Source organism: Escherichia sp. E4742 (assembly GCF_005843885.1).
GTDB lineage: Bacteria > Pseudomonadota > Gammaproteobacteria > Enterobacterales > Enterobacteriaceae > Escherichia.
The window spans coordinates 4,168,923-4,185,199 of sequence record NZ_CP040443.1; the positions used below are offsets into that span (position 1 = coordinate 4,168,923).

The following is a 16,277-nucleotide window of genomic DNA, read 5'->3' on the forward strand; positions in this document are numbered from 1 at the left end:
TTTTGCGCGGCATAGTCACTACCACTAACCAAAATGGAAGCGTCTGTAAGACTGTTGATAAATAATTTTGCTGGCAAACCCTACACGAACTCGCTGCTTCTGTCTTTAGGAGAAGCACGGAAAGTGAAAACGGCCGCAATCAAATGCTTAATCCATGAGCCAGCATGCTGAATAACACCGGGATTCTGTTGTCGGAATGGCTGGTTATCCATTAAAATAGATCGGATCGATATAAGCACACAAAGGGGGAAGTGCTTACTTATTATGAAACATAAACTACAAATGATGAAAATGCGTTGGTTGAGTGCTGCAGTAATGTTAACCCTGTATACCTCTTCAAGCTGGGCGTTCAGCATTGACGATGTTGCAAAGCAAGCTCAATCCTTAGCCGGAAAAGGCTATGAGACGCCTAAAAGCAACTTGCCCTCCGTTTTCCGCGACATGAAATACGCGGATTATCAGCAGATCCAGTTTAATCATGACAAAGCCTACTGGAACAATCTGAAGACCCCATTCAAGCTCGAGTTCTACCATCAGGGTATGTACTTCGACACGCCGGTCAAAATCAATGAAGTTACTGCAACGGCAGTAAAAAGAATCAAATACAGTCCGGATTATTTTACATTCGGCGATGTTCAGCATGACAAAGACACGGTAAAAGACCTTGGTTTTGCCGGTTTTAAAGTGCTTTACCCGATCAACAGCAAAGATAAAAACGATGAAATCGTCAGCATGCTCGGGGCCAGCTATTTCCGCGTGATTGGTGCAGGTCAGGTTTATGGCCTTTCTGCCCGCGGCCTGGCAATTGATACCGCGTTGCCATCCGGTGAAGAATTTCCGCGCTTTAAAGAGTTTTGGATCGAGCGTCCAAAACCGACTGATAAACGTTTAACCATTTATGCATTGCTTGACTCACCGCGAGCGACAGGCGCTTACAAGTTTGTGGTTATGCCAGGACGTGACACGGTTGTTGATGTGCAGTCTAAAATTTATCTGCGCGACAAAGTTGGCAAACTGGGTGTTGCGCCGCTAACCAGTATGTTCCTGTTCGGACCGAACCAGCCGTCTCCGGCGAATAACTATCGTCCGGAATTGCACGACTCAAACGGCTTGTCTATCCATGCCGGTAACGGCGAGTGGATCTGGCGTCCGCTGAATAACCCGAAACATCTGGCGGTTAGCAGCTTCTCTATGGAGAATCCGCAAGGGTTTGGTCTGTTACAGCGTGGCCGCAACTTCTCTCGTTTTGAAGATCTCGACGACCGTTACGATCTGCGTCCAAGCGCCTGGGTAACACCGAAAGGGGAGTGGGGCAAAGGTAGCGTTGAGTTGGTAGAAATCCCGACTAACGATGAAACTAACGATAACATCGTCGCTTACTGGACGCCGGACCAGCTGCCGGAACCGGGTAAAGAGATGAACTTTAAATACACCATCACCTTCAGCCGGGACGAAGACAAATTGCATGCGCCAGATAACGCCTGGGTACAGCAGACGCGTCGTTCAACGGGGGATGTGAAACAATCAAACCTGATTCGTCAACCTGACGGTACTATCGCTTTTGTGGTCGATTTTACTGGTGCAGAAATGAAAAAACTGCCAGCGGATACGCCAGTCACCGCACAAACCAGTATTGGTGATAATGGTGAGATTGTAGAGAGTACAGTGCGTTATAACCCGGTCACCAAAGGCTGGCGTCTGGTAATGCGCGTGAAAGTGAAAGATGCCAAGAAAACCACTGAAATGCGTGCTGCGCTGGTGAATGCCGATCAGACGTTGAGTGAAACCTGGAGCTACCAGTTACCTGCCAATGAATAAAACAACTGAGTACATTGACGCAATGCCCATCTCCGCCAGTGAGAAAGCGGCATTGCCGAAGACCGATATCCGCGCCGTTCATCAGGCGCTGGATGCCGAACACCGCACCTGGGCGCGGGAGGATGACTCCCCGCAAGGGTCGGTGAAGGCGCGTCTTGAACAAGCCTGGCCGGATTCACTGGCTGATGGGCAGTTAATTAAAGACGACGAAGGACGCGATCAGCTGCAGGCCATGCCGAAAGCAAAACGTTCCTCTATGTTTCCCGACCCGTGGCGAACTAACCCGGTAGGGCGATTCTGGGATCGTCTGCGCGGGCGCGATGTGACACCGCGCTATCTGGCTCGGTTGACCAAAGAAGAACAGGAAAGCGAGCAAAAATGGCGTACCGTCGGGACAATCCGTCGTTATATCCTGCTTATCCTGACACTGGCGCAAACCGTTGTCGCCACCTGGTACATGAAGACGATTCTGCCGTACCAGGGGTGGGCGTTTATTAATCCGGTTGATATGGTCGATCAGGATCTGTGGGTTTCCTTTATGCAGCTCCTGCCTTATATGCTGCAAACCGGTATTCTGATCCTCTTTGCTGTTCTTTTCTGCTGGGTGTCTGCCGGTTTCTGGACCGCGTTGATGGGGTTCCTGCAACTGCTCATTGGTCGCGATAAATACAGTATTTCTGCGTCGACCGTTGGCGATGAACCGCTAAACCCGGAGCATCGTACGGCATTGATCATGCCCATCTGTAATGAAGACGTGAATCGCGTCTTTGCAGGCTTGCGCGCAACGTGGGAATCAGTAAAAGCCACCGGCAATGCTAAACACTTTGATGTCTACATTCTGAGTGATAGTTACAACCCGGATATCTGCGTCGCAGAGCAAAAAGCCTGGATGGAGCTTATCGCTGAAGTCGGCGGCGAAGGGCAGATTTTCTATCGCCGCCGCCGCCGTCGTGTAAAGCGTAAAAGCGGTAATATCGATGACTTCTGCCGTCGCTGGGGCAGTCAGTACAGCTACATGGTAGTGCTGGATGCCGATTCAGTGATGACCGGTGATTGCTTGTGCGGACTGGTGCGCCTGATGGAAGCCAACCCGAACGCCGGGATTATCCAGTCTTCGCCGAAAGCATCTGGTATGGATACGCTGTACGCGCGCTGCCAGCAGTTTGCGACCCGTGTTTATGGGCCATTGTTCACTGCCGGTCTGCACTTCTGGCAACTTGGTGAGTCGCACTACTGGGGGCATAACGCGATTATCCGCGTGAAACCCTTTATCGAGCATTGCGCGCTGGCGCCGTTGCCGGGTGAAGGCTCTTTTGCCGGTTCAATCCTGTCGCACGACTTTGTAGAAGCGGCACTGATGCGCCGTGCAGGCTGGGGAGTATGGATTGCGTACGATCTCCCAGGCTCTTATGAAGAGTTGCCACCAAACTTGCTGGACGAGCTAAAGCGTGACCGTCGCTGGTGTCACGGCAACCTGATGAACTTCCGCTTGTTCCTGGTCAAAGGGATGCACCCGGTACACCGTGCGGTGTTCCTGACGGGGGTAATGTCTTATCTCTCTGCGCCGCTGTGGTTTATGTTCCTCGCGCTCTCGACCGCATTGCAGGTAGTGCATGCGTTGACCGAACCGCAATACTTCCTGCAACCTCGGCAGTTGTTCCCGGTGTGGCCGCAATGGCGTCCTGAACTGGCGATTGCACTGTTTGCCTCAACAATGGTGCTGCTGTTCCTGCCAAAATTGTTGAGTATTTTGCTCATCTGGTGCAAAGGGACTAAAGAGTATGGTGGCTTCTGGCGCGTCACCTTGTCGCTGCTGCTGGAAGTGCTGTTCTCCGTACTGCTGGCGCCGGTGCGCATGCTGTTTCATACGGTATTCGTGGTCAGTGCCTTCCTCGGCTGGGAGGTGGTGTGGAATTCACCGCAACGTGATGATGACTCCACTTCCTGGGGAGAAGCGTTTAAACGTCACGGTTCGCAACTGTTACTGGGCCTGGTGTGGGCGGTTGGCATGGCATGGCTGGATCTGAGATTCCTGTTCTGGCTGGCGCCGATTGTCTTCTCGCTGATCCTGTCACCGTTTGTTTCGGTGATCTCCAGTCGTGCGACCGTGGGGCTGCGTGCTAAACGCTGGAAACTGTTCCTGATCCCGGAAGAGTATTCACCGCCGCAGGTGCTGGTAGATACCGATCGTTTCCTTGAGATGAACCGTCAACGTTCTCTCGACGATGGCTTTATGCACGCGGTATTTAACCCGTCGTTTAACGCCCTGGCAACGGCAATGGCGACAGCGCGTCACCGCGCCAGTAAGGTGCTGGAAATCGCCCGTGACCGCCACGTTGAACAGGCGCTGAACGAGACGCCAGAGAAGCTGAACCGCGATCGTCGTCTGGTGCTTTTGAGCGACCCGGTAACGATGGCACGTTTGCATTTCCGCGTATGGAACTCTCCGGAGAAATATTCTTCATGGGTGAGTTACTATGAAGGGATAAAGCTGAATCCACAGGCATTGCGTAACCCGGATGCGGCTTCGCAATAAAAACGTAGTTGCCTGATGCGCTACGCTTATCAGGCCTACATCGTTCCTGCAATATATTGAGTTTGCAAGATTTTGTAGGTCGGATAAGGCGTTCACGCCGCATCCGGCAAAAACAACGAGCCAATAAAAATACCGGCGTAATGCCGGTATTTTTTTAGGAAAGAGGTATCAAATGCGTTTCATTGTGGTAGGCATCATGGTTACCTTACTGAGTGGCTGTGGCAGCATCATTAGCCGCACTTTACCGGGGCAGGGGCATGGCAACCAATATTATCCCGGAGTGCAATGGGATGTTCGTGACTCCGCATGGCGCTATGTTACGATCCTCGATCTGCCGTTCTCCCTCGTTTTTGATACCTTACTGCTGCCCATTGATATTCAACATGGGCCATATGAGTAATTAACGCTCATCCCATTCATCGGCGGCAGCGCGTCCTTCTTCAGTATCCAGAGGCGGCTCAAGCTGAAATTCGCCTTCGTCCCATTCATGCAGCGTATTTTCATCCTGCCATTCCTGGCGGATTTCAATTTCATCATAATCGCCGTCAAAGACGCTTTGTGCAGCTTCACCGCTGAACATTGGCAGACATTCACCTTCTTCGCCTTCATCAGCAAAAAACTCAACCTGCCACATAATGTCGCCATCTTGCAGAATGTATTTCTGGACATTGAACTGTTGCACATTTGCATCATCGGCATCGATTCCGGGGTTGTCAGCAAGAAATTCTTCCCGTGCGGCATCAATGGCTTCTTCAAGCGTTGCGTACATAGTCATCACGATTCTCCCTTTGATTTGATGATGTATTCAGGGAAAGAATAGCTGATTATGCGCTTTTGCAAGTATGAAAGGCGAAAAATCAGCCTGTCACTTGGGGCAATCGGCGGCGACGCAAACTGTTCCAGGAATAAACCGCGTTAAACAACACAACTCCTGCGGTGACCAGAAACACTGCGCGGAAACCATAGTTTGCCGAGATAGCCGCGCCCATCAATGGTCCCGTAACGTTGCCAATATCACGAAATGACTGGTTGTAGCTGAAAATTCGTCCGGCGATTTGGTTTGTTGAGTTATAGACCAGTAGCGTTTGTACCGCGGGGAGTAACGCGCCATCGGCGGCCCCGAGTAAAAAGCGTAAAACCCCCAGTTGGAATGGTGTCTGGACGTAAGACATAGGGATTAACAGCAGCACAGAAAAGAGCAGCGCCGTTATCAGGATCTTCTCTGGCCCGATACGATCCCCCAGTTTGCCAAGCCGTGGCGCGCTAAGTAGCGCAGCCACGCCGGGGACCGAGGCAATCATGCCACTGATAAAAGCAACATTACTGACATTCCCCGCCAGTTCGCGGACATAGAGTGTCAGGATTGGTGCAATTGAACCGGTGGCGACCTGGATGATTAATGTTGTGACAAACAGGCTAAGTACCAGCTTCGGGTTTTTAAGCGATGTCACGACATCCCGCATGTGCAGCATCTCTTTTTTGCTGACTGGCTGGAATTTCTCTTTGATACAAAACAGGGTGACGAAAAAGCAGAGTATTAGCACACTAGCGGTAATAAAAAATACCGGACGTAAGCCGTAGTTATCGGCGAGCAAACCGCCAGCCATCGGGCCGAGCAGCGCGCCGCTAACCCCACCGGTAGAGAGCGTACCCAGCGCCCAGCCGCTTTTATTGCGTGGGACCTGAGTGGCGATTAGTGCGTTGGCATTAGGGACAAATCCACCGAGCAGACCCAGCAATGCTCGCAGGATCAGAAATTGCCAGATATTTTGCACTACCCCCATTAGCACCATCACGATGCCCATCCCGAGGGCAGAGCGCAGGAGCATAATTTTTCGACCTTTGCGGTCAGCTAATCCTCCCCAGAACGGAGAAGCAATGGCGGAAAATAGAAAGGTAATACTGAATACAATCCCTGACCACATATTTAGTGCCGAGTGGCCCGTAACGCCAAGTTGCTCAACGTAGAGGGGTAAGAACGGCATTACCAGACTGAAGGCGGCGCCGGTAAGAAAACAGCCAAGCCAGGCAACGAGCAGGTTTCGTTTCCAGTTTATGGGAGTGTCATTTTCACAGGGTGACATAGCAATCCGCTGTTGGTGCGCCAGGGCGCGGTGAACAAGAGAATAAAAGATAAGCACACTAATTATGCGCCTGACTTATAAGTGACGCAATGCAGAGAGCTTTTATCGCTAAATCAGGGGATTTGATGCTGATGTGCCGGATGCGATGCTGCGCATCCGGCATAAAGAAGGTTAGTAACGTGAAGGAACGCCTTCCGGGCGCGTTTTGAAGCGGCGATGCAACCACATGTATTGTTCTGGCGCCATCATGATGCATTTTTCGACCACTTTGTTCATCCACGCGGCGGTGGTTTCAGCGTTATCCAGAGGCGGTGAACACTCTGGCGGTAGCATGATCAACTGATAACCTTTGCCGTCCGGCTTACGACGAGGGACAAATGGCACCAGACATGCGCCGGACATTCGTGCCAACATCCAGGTGCCGCTAGTGGTTGCCGCCTGCTCAACGGCGAACAATGGCACAAAAACGCTCGAGCGCGGACCGTAATCGTGATCCGGCGCATACCAGACGACTTCACCTTTTTTAAGTGCTTTAATCATCCCTTTTAAATCTTTGCGATCGAGCATTGATTTATTCGAACGCAGGCGGCCCCAGGTTTGCAGCCAGTCGATCAATGGATTGTCATTTGGGCGATAAACCCCGATCCCCGGTTCCTGCATTCCAAATTGTCGTGCACCGAGTTCCAGCGTCAGAAAATGGATGCCAACTAACAGGATGCCACGCTTTTGCGCCTGCACGTCACGGACATGCTCCATGCCGATAACTTCCGTCCAGCGGGCAACCCGACTTTCTGGCCAGAACCATGCCATGCCGGTTTCCATCAGTCCCATGCCAACGGATTCAAAATTCTTAATCACCATCTGCTGGCGCTCTTGTTCGCTCATTTCCGGGAAGCACAGTTCCAGGTTGCGATGCACAATTTTGGCGCGTCGTTTCATAAAACGTAACGCCAGTCGTCCTGTCACACAGCCGAGGCGATAGATAATCGGGTAGGGCAATTGCACGACCAACCAAAGTACGCCAATACCCAACCAGGTTAACCAATAACGCGGATGAAGCAGTGCGGTGGAGAACTTGGGTAGATTCGTCATATCAATCCTGTCTTTCAACCTATACGGGCAATTGTATGTATTGTCGCATTTTTTCGCCCTCAACCAAAATTTGAGGCTGAAGACTGGGCGAAAATGCCGCGCATGTAAACTATTAATAATTTTTAATGCGCAAATGTAGCGTAAAATGTGTGGATGTTAATTTGCGATTATTGCTATATCATGCGCCGGATTTTACTTTCCCACCTCGCAGGAACCGTACACCATGCCAGTGTTACACAACCGCATTTCCAACGACGCACTGAAAGCCAAAATGCTGGCCGAGAGTGAACCGCGCACCACCATTTCGTTTTATAAATATTTCCATATTGCCGATCCTAAAGTGACCCGCGATGCTTTATATCAGCTATTTTCCTCGTTGAATGTTTTTGGCCGGGTCTATCTGGCACATGAGGGGATCAACGCGCAAATTAGTGTACCAGCGAGCAACGTCGAGACATTTCGCGCACAGCTTTATGCTTTTGATCCTGCGTTAGAGGGTTTACGCCTGAATATTGCGTTGGATGATGACGGGAAATCCTTCTGGGTGCTGCGCATGAAGGTCCGCGAGCGGATTGTCGCTGACGGTATTGAAGATCCTCAATTTGATGCCACTAATGTCGGGGAATACCTGCAAGCGGCGGAAGTGAATGCCATGCTTGATGATCCCGATACGCTGTTTATCGACATGCGCAACCACTATGAATATGAAGTCGGTCATTTCGAAAATGCATTAGAAATTCCGGCTGATACCTTTCGTGAACAACTGCCGAAAGCGGTTGAGATGATGCAGACGCATAAAGATAAAAAAATCGTCATGTACTGCACTGGTGGCATTCGTTGCGAAAAGGCCAGTGCCTGGATGAAGCATAACGGCTTTAATAAAGTCTGGCACATTGAAGGCGGCATTATTGAATACGCCCGTAAGGCGCGTGAACAAGGCTTACCAGTGCGTTTTGTTGGCAAAAATTTTGTTTTTGACGAACGGATGGGCGAGCGCATCTCTGATGAAATTATTGCGCATTGCCATCAGTGCGGCACGCCATGTGACAGCCATACCAACTGTAAAAATGATGGCTGTCACTTGCTGTTTATCCAGTGTCCGACATGTGCTGAGAAATTCAAGGGGTGTTGTAGTGAGATTTGCTGTGAAGAGAGCGCGTTACCGCCAGAAGAACAGCGACGCCGTCGAGCCGGGCGAGAAAATGGCAATAAAATCTTCAATAAGTCGCGGGGGCGCCTGAATACGGCACTGGGCATACCTGATCCTGCGGAATAAACATCATTGCCGGATGCGCGTCATCCGGCAACATTTCAGCATTATTTCTGCTGTACACCTTCCACCGAAATAATCAGATCCACTTCCTGAGAGGCCGGACCTAAATCTGACTTGATATTGAAGTCTTTCAGCTTAATTTTACCTTCAGCTTCGAAGCCTGCACGTTTACCGCCCCATGGGTCGTCGCCCTGACCAATCAACTTCGCTTCCAGCGTTACTGGTTTAGTTACGCCATTCAGTGTCAGATCACCAGTGATATCCAGTTCGTCACCGTCTTTCTTTACGCTAGTGGACATAAAGGTTGCCTGCGGATATTTTGCTGTGTTGAGGAAATCCGCACTGCGCAGATGTTTATCGCGCTCGGCATGGTTGGTATCTACGCTGGTGGTGTTAATGGTGACATTGACTTTATCGGCAGCCGGATTCTTTTCATCAAACGTAAAAGTACCGTCGAAATCTTTAAAAGTGCCGTAAACCCAGCTGTAGCCCAGATGTTGAATGCGGAAATTGACAAAGGCGTGCTGGCCTTCTTTGTCAATTTTGTAATCGGCAGCGATAGCTGAACCGGCAGAGAACAACAGGGAAGCGAAGGTTAAACCTAGCAGGCTTTTTTTCATTTTTTATACTCCATAGTCAGATGACGACTTTCCCAGCATGCGCTTCAGGGTGTCGTCTTTATCGATGAAATGATGTTTCAGCGCCATAAATCCGTGCATAACTGACAGGACGACGACACTCCAGGCAAACCAGAAATGTAGAGCTCCTGCTAAGTCAGCTTGCGTGCCTGCGTCGGCAAGCGTTGCGGGGATTTCAAACCAACCAAAAACGCTGATGGGTTTGCCATCGGCGGTGGAAATAAGGTAGCCGCTCAAGCCAATAGCAAAGAGCAAAAGATAAAGTACCAGATGGCCTGCTTTCGCTCCGTAACGTATACCGGGGGAATAGCTTTTCAATGGGCCAGGCGGAGGAGAAATTAAACGCCAGAGAACGCGAATAACCAGCCCCATCATTAACAGAATACCGATACTTTTATGCAACTCTGGCGCCTTGTGATACCAACCGTCGTAATAACTTAACGTTACCATCCACAAACCTAAAGCAAACATGCCATAGACAATAATTGCCGTCAGCCAATGTAAAGCGGCAGAAATAACACCATAGCGTTGAGGGGAATTTATGAATTGCATAACTGCATCCAGAACATATTCACGAGGTAATGAAAATGGCCTGTCATGGGATGAATTGCAACTTAAAAACAACAATCCGACTGATATTTATTTTTATTTCAATATTTTTGATTTAATAATGAAAGAATCTTCATAAGTTTAGTGGTTCCAGGCTGAGGGATGTCTGGTGAATGCTGTTGTAACTGGAATAAGCTTATTCAAATTTTCACGCCAAATGAAAGGGAAATTAAATTTTTGTCAGTTTGTGTCAGCGCATGGTGATTAAAAATAAAACACATAGATCAGATCCATAATCGCCAATACCCCCCAGAGAAAAAGATAAAGCATGAGATGTTCGCGAATATTATTGATGAGAAAGTTCACCAGGCGACGCATTAAAAGCTCCTGTAAAAACGGCCTCAATTTGGAGGCCGTGATGATGATTATTGGAAGCGGGAAAGCCGGAATGGCGTTAAATCAAAATCGATTTTTTTGTCTTGCGCAAAGTCAGCGGCTATTTCCCCTAATACCGAAGCAAATTTAAAGCCATGCCCACTCAGGCCGGTAATCAGTAGCGTATTAGCGTGTCCTGGTAGGGTATCGATAATAAAATCTTCGTCAGGCGAATTATCATAGGTGCAAGCAGCGCCATACAGGCAGCAGCCGATACCTGGCAACACACTACGTAAGAATGGGAAAGCTTCGGAACCGTCACTGTCGATTTCCGCAAACGGAACACGTTCATCCGCTGAATGAATGACCTGACCACCGTTATGTTTCCCAATCTTCAGAGCATCGTTTTCCGCCGGAAAACCGTAGTATTGATCGCCATTGGGTAATTCACCGGTAAAGGCCGGGAATTTATTCTTCACGCTATAGCGGCCATCGGCCTGATACCAGGCGAATACTTTACGTACGGGCTGGATGGGCAGTTCTGGTAGCAGCTCTTTTACCCAGGTACCTGCACAGACGATCGCTTTCTTCGCCTGGTACTCGCCGTCCGCCGTTTCAATAGTTACGCCGTTATCATCATGACGAATTGCGGTGACCGGACAGTTAAACAGTTGCGCGCAGCCAGCTTCATTCGCCAGTTTGATCCAGGTTTTAATCGCCAGTTCGCTGCGTAAAAAACCGGAATCGGCCTCAAACAAGCCGATGTAATTGTCAGGGACGCGTATTTCCGGCCAGCGGGCCATAATTGTCTGTGCATCCAGTTTTTCGATATTGAGTTGCCATTGTTCCGCGCTGTGGGCGACATTGGCGAGAAACTCGGAGTCGGCAGGGCCGAGGTAGATAACCCCTGAGCGCACAAAAATAGGATCCTCTTCGTTGTGACGGGAGAGTTCATCCCACAGGGTTTGCGCACGGAGTACTAGCGGGACATACTTTTCGCCTTCACCATAAGCATGGCGAATTAATCGGGTATCTCCGTGGTGACTGCCGTGTTGATGTGGCGGCATATGGCTGTCAGTCATCAGCACTTTCAAACCGGCCTGGGTGGCATAATACCCGGCTGCAGCGCCTACGGAACCGCTGCCAATAATGATGAGATCGTATTTCATTTTTTTCTCTCTGCTCTCATGGTTTAAGCAGAGTAAATAAGTAACAAACGATATACAACCCAGAAATGGTAAAGGCACCGTTAAGGTGCCTTTTGGGTGGATGGTCATGTCATGTTAATGACGACGATACTCATTGACATGGAAATCACCAGATTCAATTTTGGCGATTCCTGCTTCTAATATCGAAATAAATTGTCTGGCAACATCAGTAGTTAACCAGAGTGTCTGACCAACTTCAGTCCCTTCCTGCTCGGACTTATTTGGGGTCTGGTAGTGCAAACGCAACATCAGCGCATCATAGCTATCAACGGTGCTGATGTCCCACCCTACGAGCGGATGAGTCTGAATGACTTCATTGTTTTTTTCCATCATGGCCCCCTAATTCGTGTTACTAGACAACGTTATTCGAGGTTCAATGCGTTTTTATCTGAAGCAACTTCAGTATATCAATAAATATGGGTATTCACCGAAATTTTAAAGGGGTAGTGAGATATTTTTTTGCTTTTAAGATTTATATGAACAATAAAACAGCATGTCATTCATATTTTTTTAGCATATTGTGCAATTATTTTGAGGGAGTGTAAAATTTGTACTAACAATCTTAAAATATAAAAAAAGCCGGGGCGACCCGGCAAAACAAACATCACTGCATATTATTCGCTAACAAACCAGTCATCGGCGCTTTCCCACGTTTCTTGTAGAATTTCGCTAATGCGCTGTTTATCTTCTTTTGTTGCGCCAATAACTGATAAATTATTTGCCGCAGCATATCGTACCGATACGTGACCTTCATTGTCCGGAAACGCATACTGAATGCGACGAGAAAGTTCACCCGCCAGAGCGTCAATGGCCCCAGTGGGTAGTGGAGAAGTTTTCGCTATGGTGACTTCAATTCGCATAATAGCCCCCTGTTGAATATACTGGTTATTTATACAGGCAAAATAAGTTAAAGACAACAGGTGGCTACGTTTTTTATTGCTTAACGGACCAACGTACAGTTTCCCCAGCCAGGAAAGGAACAAGCGTGTCGTCTGTCAGAGTGATGCTTTCAGCAATTGGCTGTTCTTCGCGTATCAGCTCGACAAACGATTCATTGACCGGTAATCCATAGAATTTCGGCCCGTTTAAAGAACAGAATGCTTCAAAATGTTGTAGTGCATTCATCTCTTCAAATACGGTTGCATAGCTACCCAGCGCCGATGGCGCATTAAAGCAACCTGCACAGCCGCAGCTACTCTCTTTACGATGACGGGCATGTGGCGCGGAATCGGTACCCAGAAAAACGCGATCAAAACCACTGGCGACCAGCTCACGCAGCGCCTGTTGGTGAATATTGCGTTTGAGGATCGGCAGACAGTAGAGATGCGGACGCACGCCACCAACCAGCATATGGTTACGGTTAAACATCAGATGCTGGGGAGTAATGGTGGCGGCCAATAGTTCATTTCCGTCACGAACATAGTCGGCAGCGTCTTTGGTGGTGATGTGCTCAAAAACGACTTTCAGCGCGGTCAGGCGCTGGCGTAACGGCTCCATGACCGTCTCAATAAAGCGCGCTTCACGGTCAAAAATGTCGATGTCAGCATGGGTCACTTCACCATGCACCAGCAGCGGCATACCGATTTTTTCCATGCGCTCAAGTACTGGCATGATTGTGTCAACCGACGTCACACCATGGCTGGAGTTGGTGGTGGCGTTCGCGGGGTAAAGTTTTGCGGCGGTGAACACGCCTTCGTTAAATCCACGCTCCAGCTCATTGGGGTCGAGCGAATCTGTTAAATAACAGGTCATCAGCGGGGTGAAATCGTGTCCGTCCGGTACGGCGTCAAGAATACGTTGGCGATAAGCCACAGCAGCCTCAACTGTTGTTACAGGCGGTGCCAGATTGGGCATAACGATGGCCCGACCATAGGTTTCGCTGGTATACGGCACGACAGTTTTTAACATGTCGCCATCGCGGAGGTGAAGGTGCCAGTCGTCTGGGCGGCGGATCTTTAATACCTGGGATGGTGCAGTCATTAATTTCTATGCTCCGGCTGAAGGGATGTTTTTGCCGGACACAAAGGATAAGCGGAAACGTTTTCCTTTGCACGAAAAATAAAGGGCGCAAATACGCCCTCGTAATTAATCAGTGAACGGAATGACTATTTCACCTGGTTTCACTTCAATGCCTTTTGCCAGTTTTTTAGCCATTGCTTCGCCTTTGCTACCATCTTCGCGCAGGATGTAAGCCGGCTGCTGGTTAAAGTAATTGCGTAATGCCTGATTCAAATAGGGAAGTAACGTTTGCATAACGGTTTGCATTTTTTCCGGCTGCACGGTCGCGTCGACCACTTCCATCTCTTTCAGGAAGATAGCGCCTTTTTCTTTATCAAACACAGGCAGCGCTTTCAGCTTCAGTTTCATGGTTGCTTTTTGGCTACCGAACAGGGAGTTCATATCCAGATTGGCGTCCCCGGTTAGGGTAACCTTATTAGGTTCTTCACGACCAATTTGGCTGGTCAGGTTTGTCAGCACTATATGGGCGTCAGCCACGCCGGGCAAACCGATATCTTTTGAGAAATTATTATGTTTCGCAAGCGACTGGTTAATCTCTTGTTCGGTGATGGTGTATTGGGTGAGTTGATTACAGCCAACGAGCAGGCCACTGACGATTAATGCAGCGGCAAATAAAAACTTGTTCATGGTAGTCCTCGACATGAAATCTGCGTCAATATCCTGACACAACGCAGCATGTGTCACCAGCGATAAACTCGCCAGCAGAAAAAACTGAAAACAGCGGCAACCCGCGAATACAGGCTGCCGCGGCAGGTCAGGATTAAATCGCCATTGATGATAGTAAATTGATTTGCGTCTGTTTAGCCATGTTATCGCGGTAATCAGCGACGCGGCTTGGCCAGTTTATTCCTGCAACCAGTGTCAGATTACGCAGTAGCGGAAAAAGTTGAATGTCATCTTCCGAAAGCTCACCATTCACGGCGTTTGGCTTGACGATGAGTTTATCCAGTGCACGTAAATCATCGCTGATATTTTTAATTAACCCATCAGAATGAGAGAGAAGCTCGGCAAAATTACCCGCGCTGGCCTCTTTCTTGTCGATGAAGTATTTGCGTGCGGCGGGAGTAGAAAACTCATCAAAAGCCGATTTGGCAAAACGCGGCAACAGCAGTTTATTGGCATAGCCGTTGACCTTGCGCAGCCACTCTTCAATGGCAGGGGAGCGTTTACCAGTCAGTAACGGTTTGCCGTCGAGCTTATCAACGTAGTGAACAATGTCCATGCTTTCTGGCATATAACGGCTGTCATCTTTTTGCAGAATGGGAACCTGTTTTTGACCGACCATCCGGGTGGGTGTTTCTGCATCGTCGTTGAGCAGAACGTGTAATTCGACGGGGATATTTTTCAGGCCGAAAATCATGCGGGCTTTGAGGCAGTAAGGGCAGTGATCGTAAATATATAGCTTCACGTGACTCCTCCATTTGGCTGTCAGTTCACTTTCAGTATGGAGGAGTCAGGGGGGAGTATCAAATCAGGCATCGCGTTCCAGCAACCGACGCGCGGCACGTTTATGGCTAAATTGCCAGCCCAACGCAAGGAAGGTGATGACGCCAATAACGCCCAACATCATCCACGGCAACTCCGGTTGTTGCGTGGATTTACCCAGGTCAAACAGCCAGCCGCCGCCGATATAGCCAATAGCGCCGCCTATCGCCAGGCCCAGCCGACTAAATCCCATATAACTGCCGCGCGCTCGTGCATCTGCTAACGAGGCGCTAAGAGTTTCACGCGCAGGTTCGGCAATGATCGAGCCAATATAAAACAGACAAATCAGGGTGAATAGTTGTTGCAGGCCACTGACCATGCCCACGGGTATCATGCTTAATGACATCACCAGTAGCCCCGCCATCAACCGGTGTTCCAGACGAAAACGCTTTTCGCTCCAGCGGGCGATAGGGTAGAGCAACGTTAACGACAGACACGCTTCGATGGCATACATCCATTTAACGGCAGAGGGCGCTCCGGCAACGTCGTTGACCATAATCGGCAGCATCAACATCACCTGCACAGCCAGCATGTAGTAGCCCGCGAGTGTCAGGACATAGGTGACAAAACGTTTATCGCGCATCACGCGGGTCATGCCTTCGCGGACTGGCGTGCGCACGGTAGAGAGTTTCCATGCGGGCAACAGCCAGGCGTTAAACGCTGCACACAATACAAACAGAATTGCCCCCGTGGCGCAGACCAGGCGAAAATCGTATTGCAATAACCAACTCCCCAACAGCGCGCCAATGACGGCACCGGCACTGTCCTGCATCATCAACAGGGAGAAAAAACGGCCCCGTTGTTCCGGACGAATTAATTTCACCACCAGCGCCGAACGCGGCGGATCAAATAACGTACCGCCGAGGCCCGAGAGCAAACAAGAAAACCACAGCATCCAGGGCTCATGGGCGATGCCCATGGTGGCGAATCCGGCGGCGCGCATCAGCATACCGGTAACGATCATCGGTTTAGCGCCAAAACGGTCGGCAATAGCACCGCCGAAAATGCCTAATCCTTGCTGAATGAACTGACGCAGACCGAGGGCAATACCGACCATTACGGCGGCCCAGCCCATTTGATCAACGAAGCGGATAGAGATCAGCGGGAAGACAACAAAGAACCCCAGCACGACCAGCATATTATCGACGAGAAGGAAATATTTACCCAGGTTCCTCGCCTGCGATACGCGCGACATTTCCC

At 49.6% G+C, this 16,277-nt stretch carries 17 protein-coding genes; 4 read left to right on the forward strand and 13 right to left on the reverse strand.

The annotated features are described in order from the left end of the window. Positions 1-282 precede the first annotated feature (282 nt). From mdoG to FEM44_RS20085, 3 genes are all read left to right on the forward strand, one after another. The gene (gene mdoG / locus FEM44_RS20075) at positions 283-1,818 is read left to right on the forward strand and encodes a glucans biosynthesis protein MdoG (RefSeq protein WP_130222255.1); all 1,536 of its coding nucleotides are present in this window, start codon (positions 283-285) and stop codon (positions 1,816-1,818) included. Beyond that, entirely contained in the window at positions 1,811-4,354 is a 2,544-nt protein-coding gene (mdoH, locus tag FEM44_RS20080; protein ID WP_130222068.1) for a glucans biosynthesis glucosyltransferase MdoH, read from the forward strand. The genes mdoG and mdoH overlap by 8 nt, the downstream gene beginning before the upstream one ends. 172 nt (positions 4,355-4,526) lie before the next feature. Then, entirely contained in the window at positions 4,527-4,754 is a 228-nt protein-coding gene (locus tag FEM44_RS20085; protein ID WP_130205481.1) for a YceK/YidQ family lipoprotein, read from the forward strand. On the opposite strand, the gene FEM44_RS20090 is transcribed toward FEM44_RS20085, so the two are convergent. The 3 genes from FEM44_RS20090 to lpxL form a co-directional block, all read right to left on the reverse strand. Then, complete coding sequence (locus FEM44_RS20090; RefSeq protein WP_135522842.1) at positions 4,755-5,129, reverse strand: MysB family protein; 375 nt, start codon at positions 5,127-5,129, stop codon at positions 4,755-4,757. It lies immediately after the preceding gene. A gap of 82 nt (positions 5,130-5,211) precedes the next feature. Further along, entirely contained in the window at positions 5,212-6,438 is a 1,227-nt protein-coding gene (gene mdtG / locus FEM44_RS20095; RefSeq protein WP_130215860.1) for a multidrug efflux MFS transporter MdtG, read from the reverse strand. Positions 6,439-6,609: 171 nt separating this feature from the next. Further along, entirely contained in the window at positions 6,610-7,530 is a 921-nt protein-coding gene (gene lpxL, locus FEM44_RS20100) for a kdo(2)-lipid IV(A) lauroyltransferase (RefSeq protein ID WP_130258286.1), read from the reverse strand. A 223-nt stretch (positions 7,531-7,753) separates the two neighbouring features. Between lpxL and trhO the strand changes: the two genes are divergently transcribed. After that, the gene (gene trhO / locus FEM44_RS20105) at positions 7,754-8,806 is read left to right on the forward strand and encodes an oxygen-dependent tRNA uridine(34) hydroxylase TrhO (RefSeq protein ID WP_135522841.1); all 1,053 of its coding nucleotides are present in this window, start codon (positions 7,754-7,756) and stop codon (positions 8,804-8,806) included. Positions 8,807-8,847: 41 nt separating this feature from the next. On the opposite strand, the gene FEM44_RS20110 is transcribed toward trhO, so the two are convergent. The 10 genes from FEM44_RS20110 to mdtH form a co-directional block, all read right to left on the reverse strand. Next, on the reverse strand, positions 8,848-9,423 hold the full coding sequence (locus tag FEM44_RS20110) for a YceI family protein (protein WP_135522840.1): 576 nt from the start codon (positions 9,421-9,423) through the stop codon (positions 8,848-8,850). A 3-nt stretch (positions 9,424-9,426) separates the two neighbouring features. Next, the gene (locus FEM44_RS20115; RefSeq protein WP_135522839.1) at positions 9,427-9,993 is read right to left on the reverse strand and encodes a cytochrome b; all 567 of its coding nucleotides are present in this window, start codon (positions 9,991-9,993) and stop codon (positions 9,427-9,429) included. 261 nt (positions 9,994-10,254) lie between these two features. Next, positions 10,255-10,368, reverse strand: coding sequence for a YceO family protein (locus FEM44_RS20120; RefSeq protein ID WP_138159170.1), 114 nt, complete (start codon positions 10,366-10,368; stop codon positions 10,255-10,257). Between the two features lie 47 nt (positions 10,369-10,415). Then, entirely contained in the window at positions 10,416-11,534 is a 1,119-nt protein-coding gene (solA, locus tag FEM44_RS20125) for an N-methyl-L-tryptophan oxidase (protein WP_135522838.1), read from the reverse strand. A 114-nt stretch (positions 11,535-11,648) separates the two neighbouring features. After that, positions 11,649-11,903, reverse strand: coding sequence for a biofilm formation regulator BssS (gene bssS, locus FEM44_RS20130; protein WP_000414435.1), 255 nt, complete (start codon positions 11,901-11,903; stop codon positions 11,649-11,651). A gap of 284 nt (positions 11,904-12,187) precedes the next feature. Further along, entirely contained in the window at positions 12,188-12,433 is a 246-nt protein-coding gene (gene dinI / locus FEM44_RS20135; RefSeq protein WP_001217771.1) for a DNA damage-inducible protein I, read from the reverse strand. Between the two features lie 73 nt (positions 12,434-12,506). Then, positions 12,507-13,553, reverse strand: coding sequence for a dihydroorotase (pyrC, locus tag FEM44_RS20140; protein ID WP_135522837.1), 1,047 nt, complete (start codon positions 13,551-13,553; stop codon positions 12,507-12,509). A 105-nt stretch (positions 13,554-13,658) separates the two neighbouring features. Continuing rightward, the gene (locus FEM44_RS20145; RefSeq protein ID WP_064528527.1) at positions 13,659-14,219 is read right to left on the reverse strand and encodes a lipoprotein; all 561 of its coding nucleotides are present in this window, start codon (positions 14,217-14,219) and stop codon (positions 13,659-13,661) included. 133 nt (positions 14,220-14,352) lie between these two features. After that, positions 14,353-15,000, reverse strand: coding sequence for a glutaredoxin 2 (grxB, locus tag FEM44_RS20150; RefSeq protein WP_064670262.1), 648 nt, complete (start codon positions 14,998-15,000; stop codon positions 14,353-14,355). A gap of 63 nt (positions 15,001-15,063) precedes the next feature. Further along, a complete protein-coding gene (gene mdtH / locus FEM44_RS20155) occupies positions 15,064-16,272 on the reverse strand; it encodes a multidrug efflux MFS transporter MdtH (RefSeq protein WP_135522836.1) in 1,209 nt (402 codons plus the stop codon). Positions 16,273-16,277 lie beyond the last annotated feature (5 nt).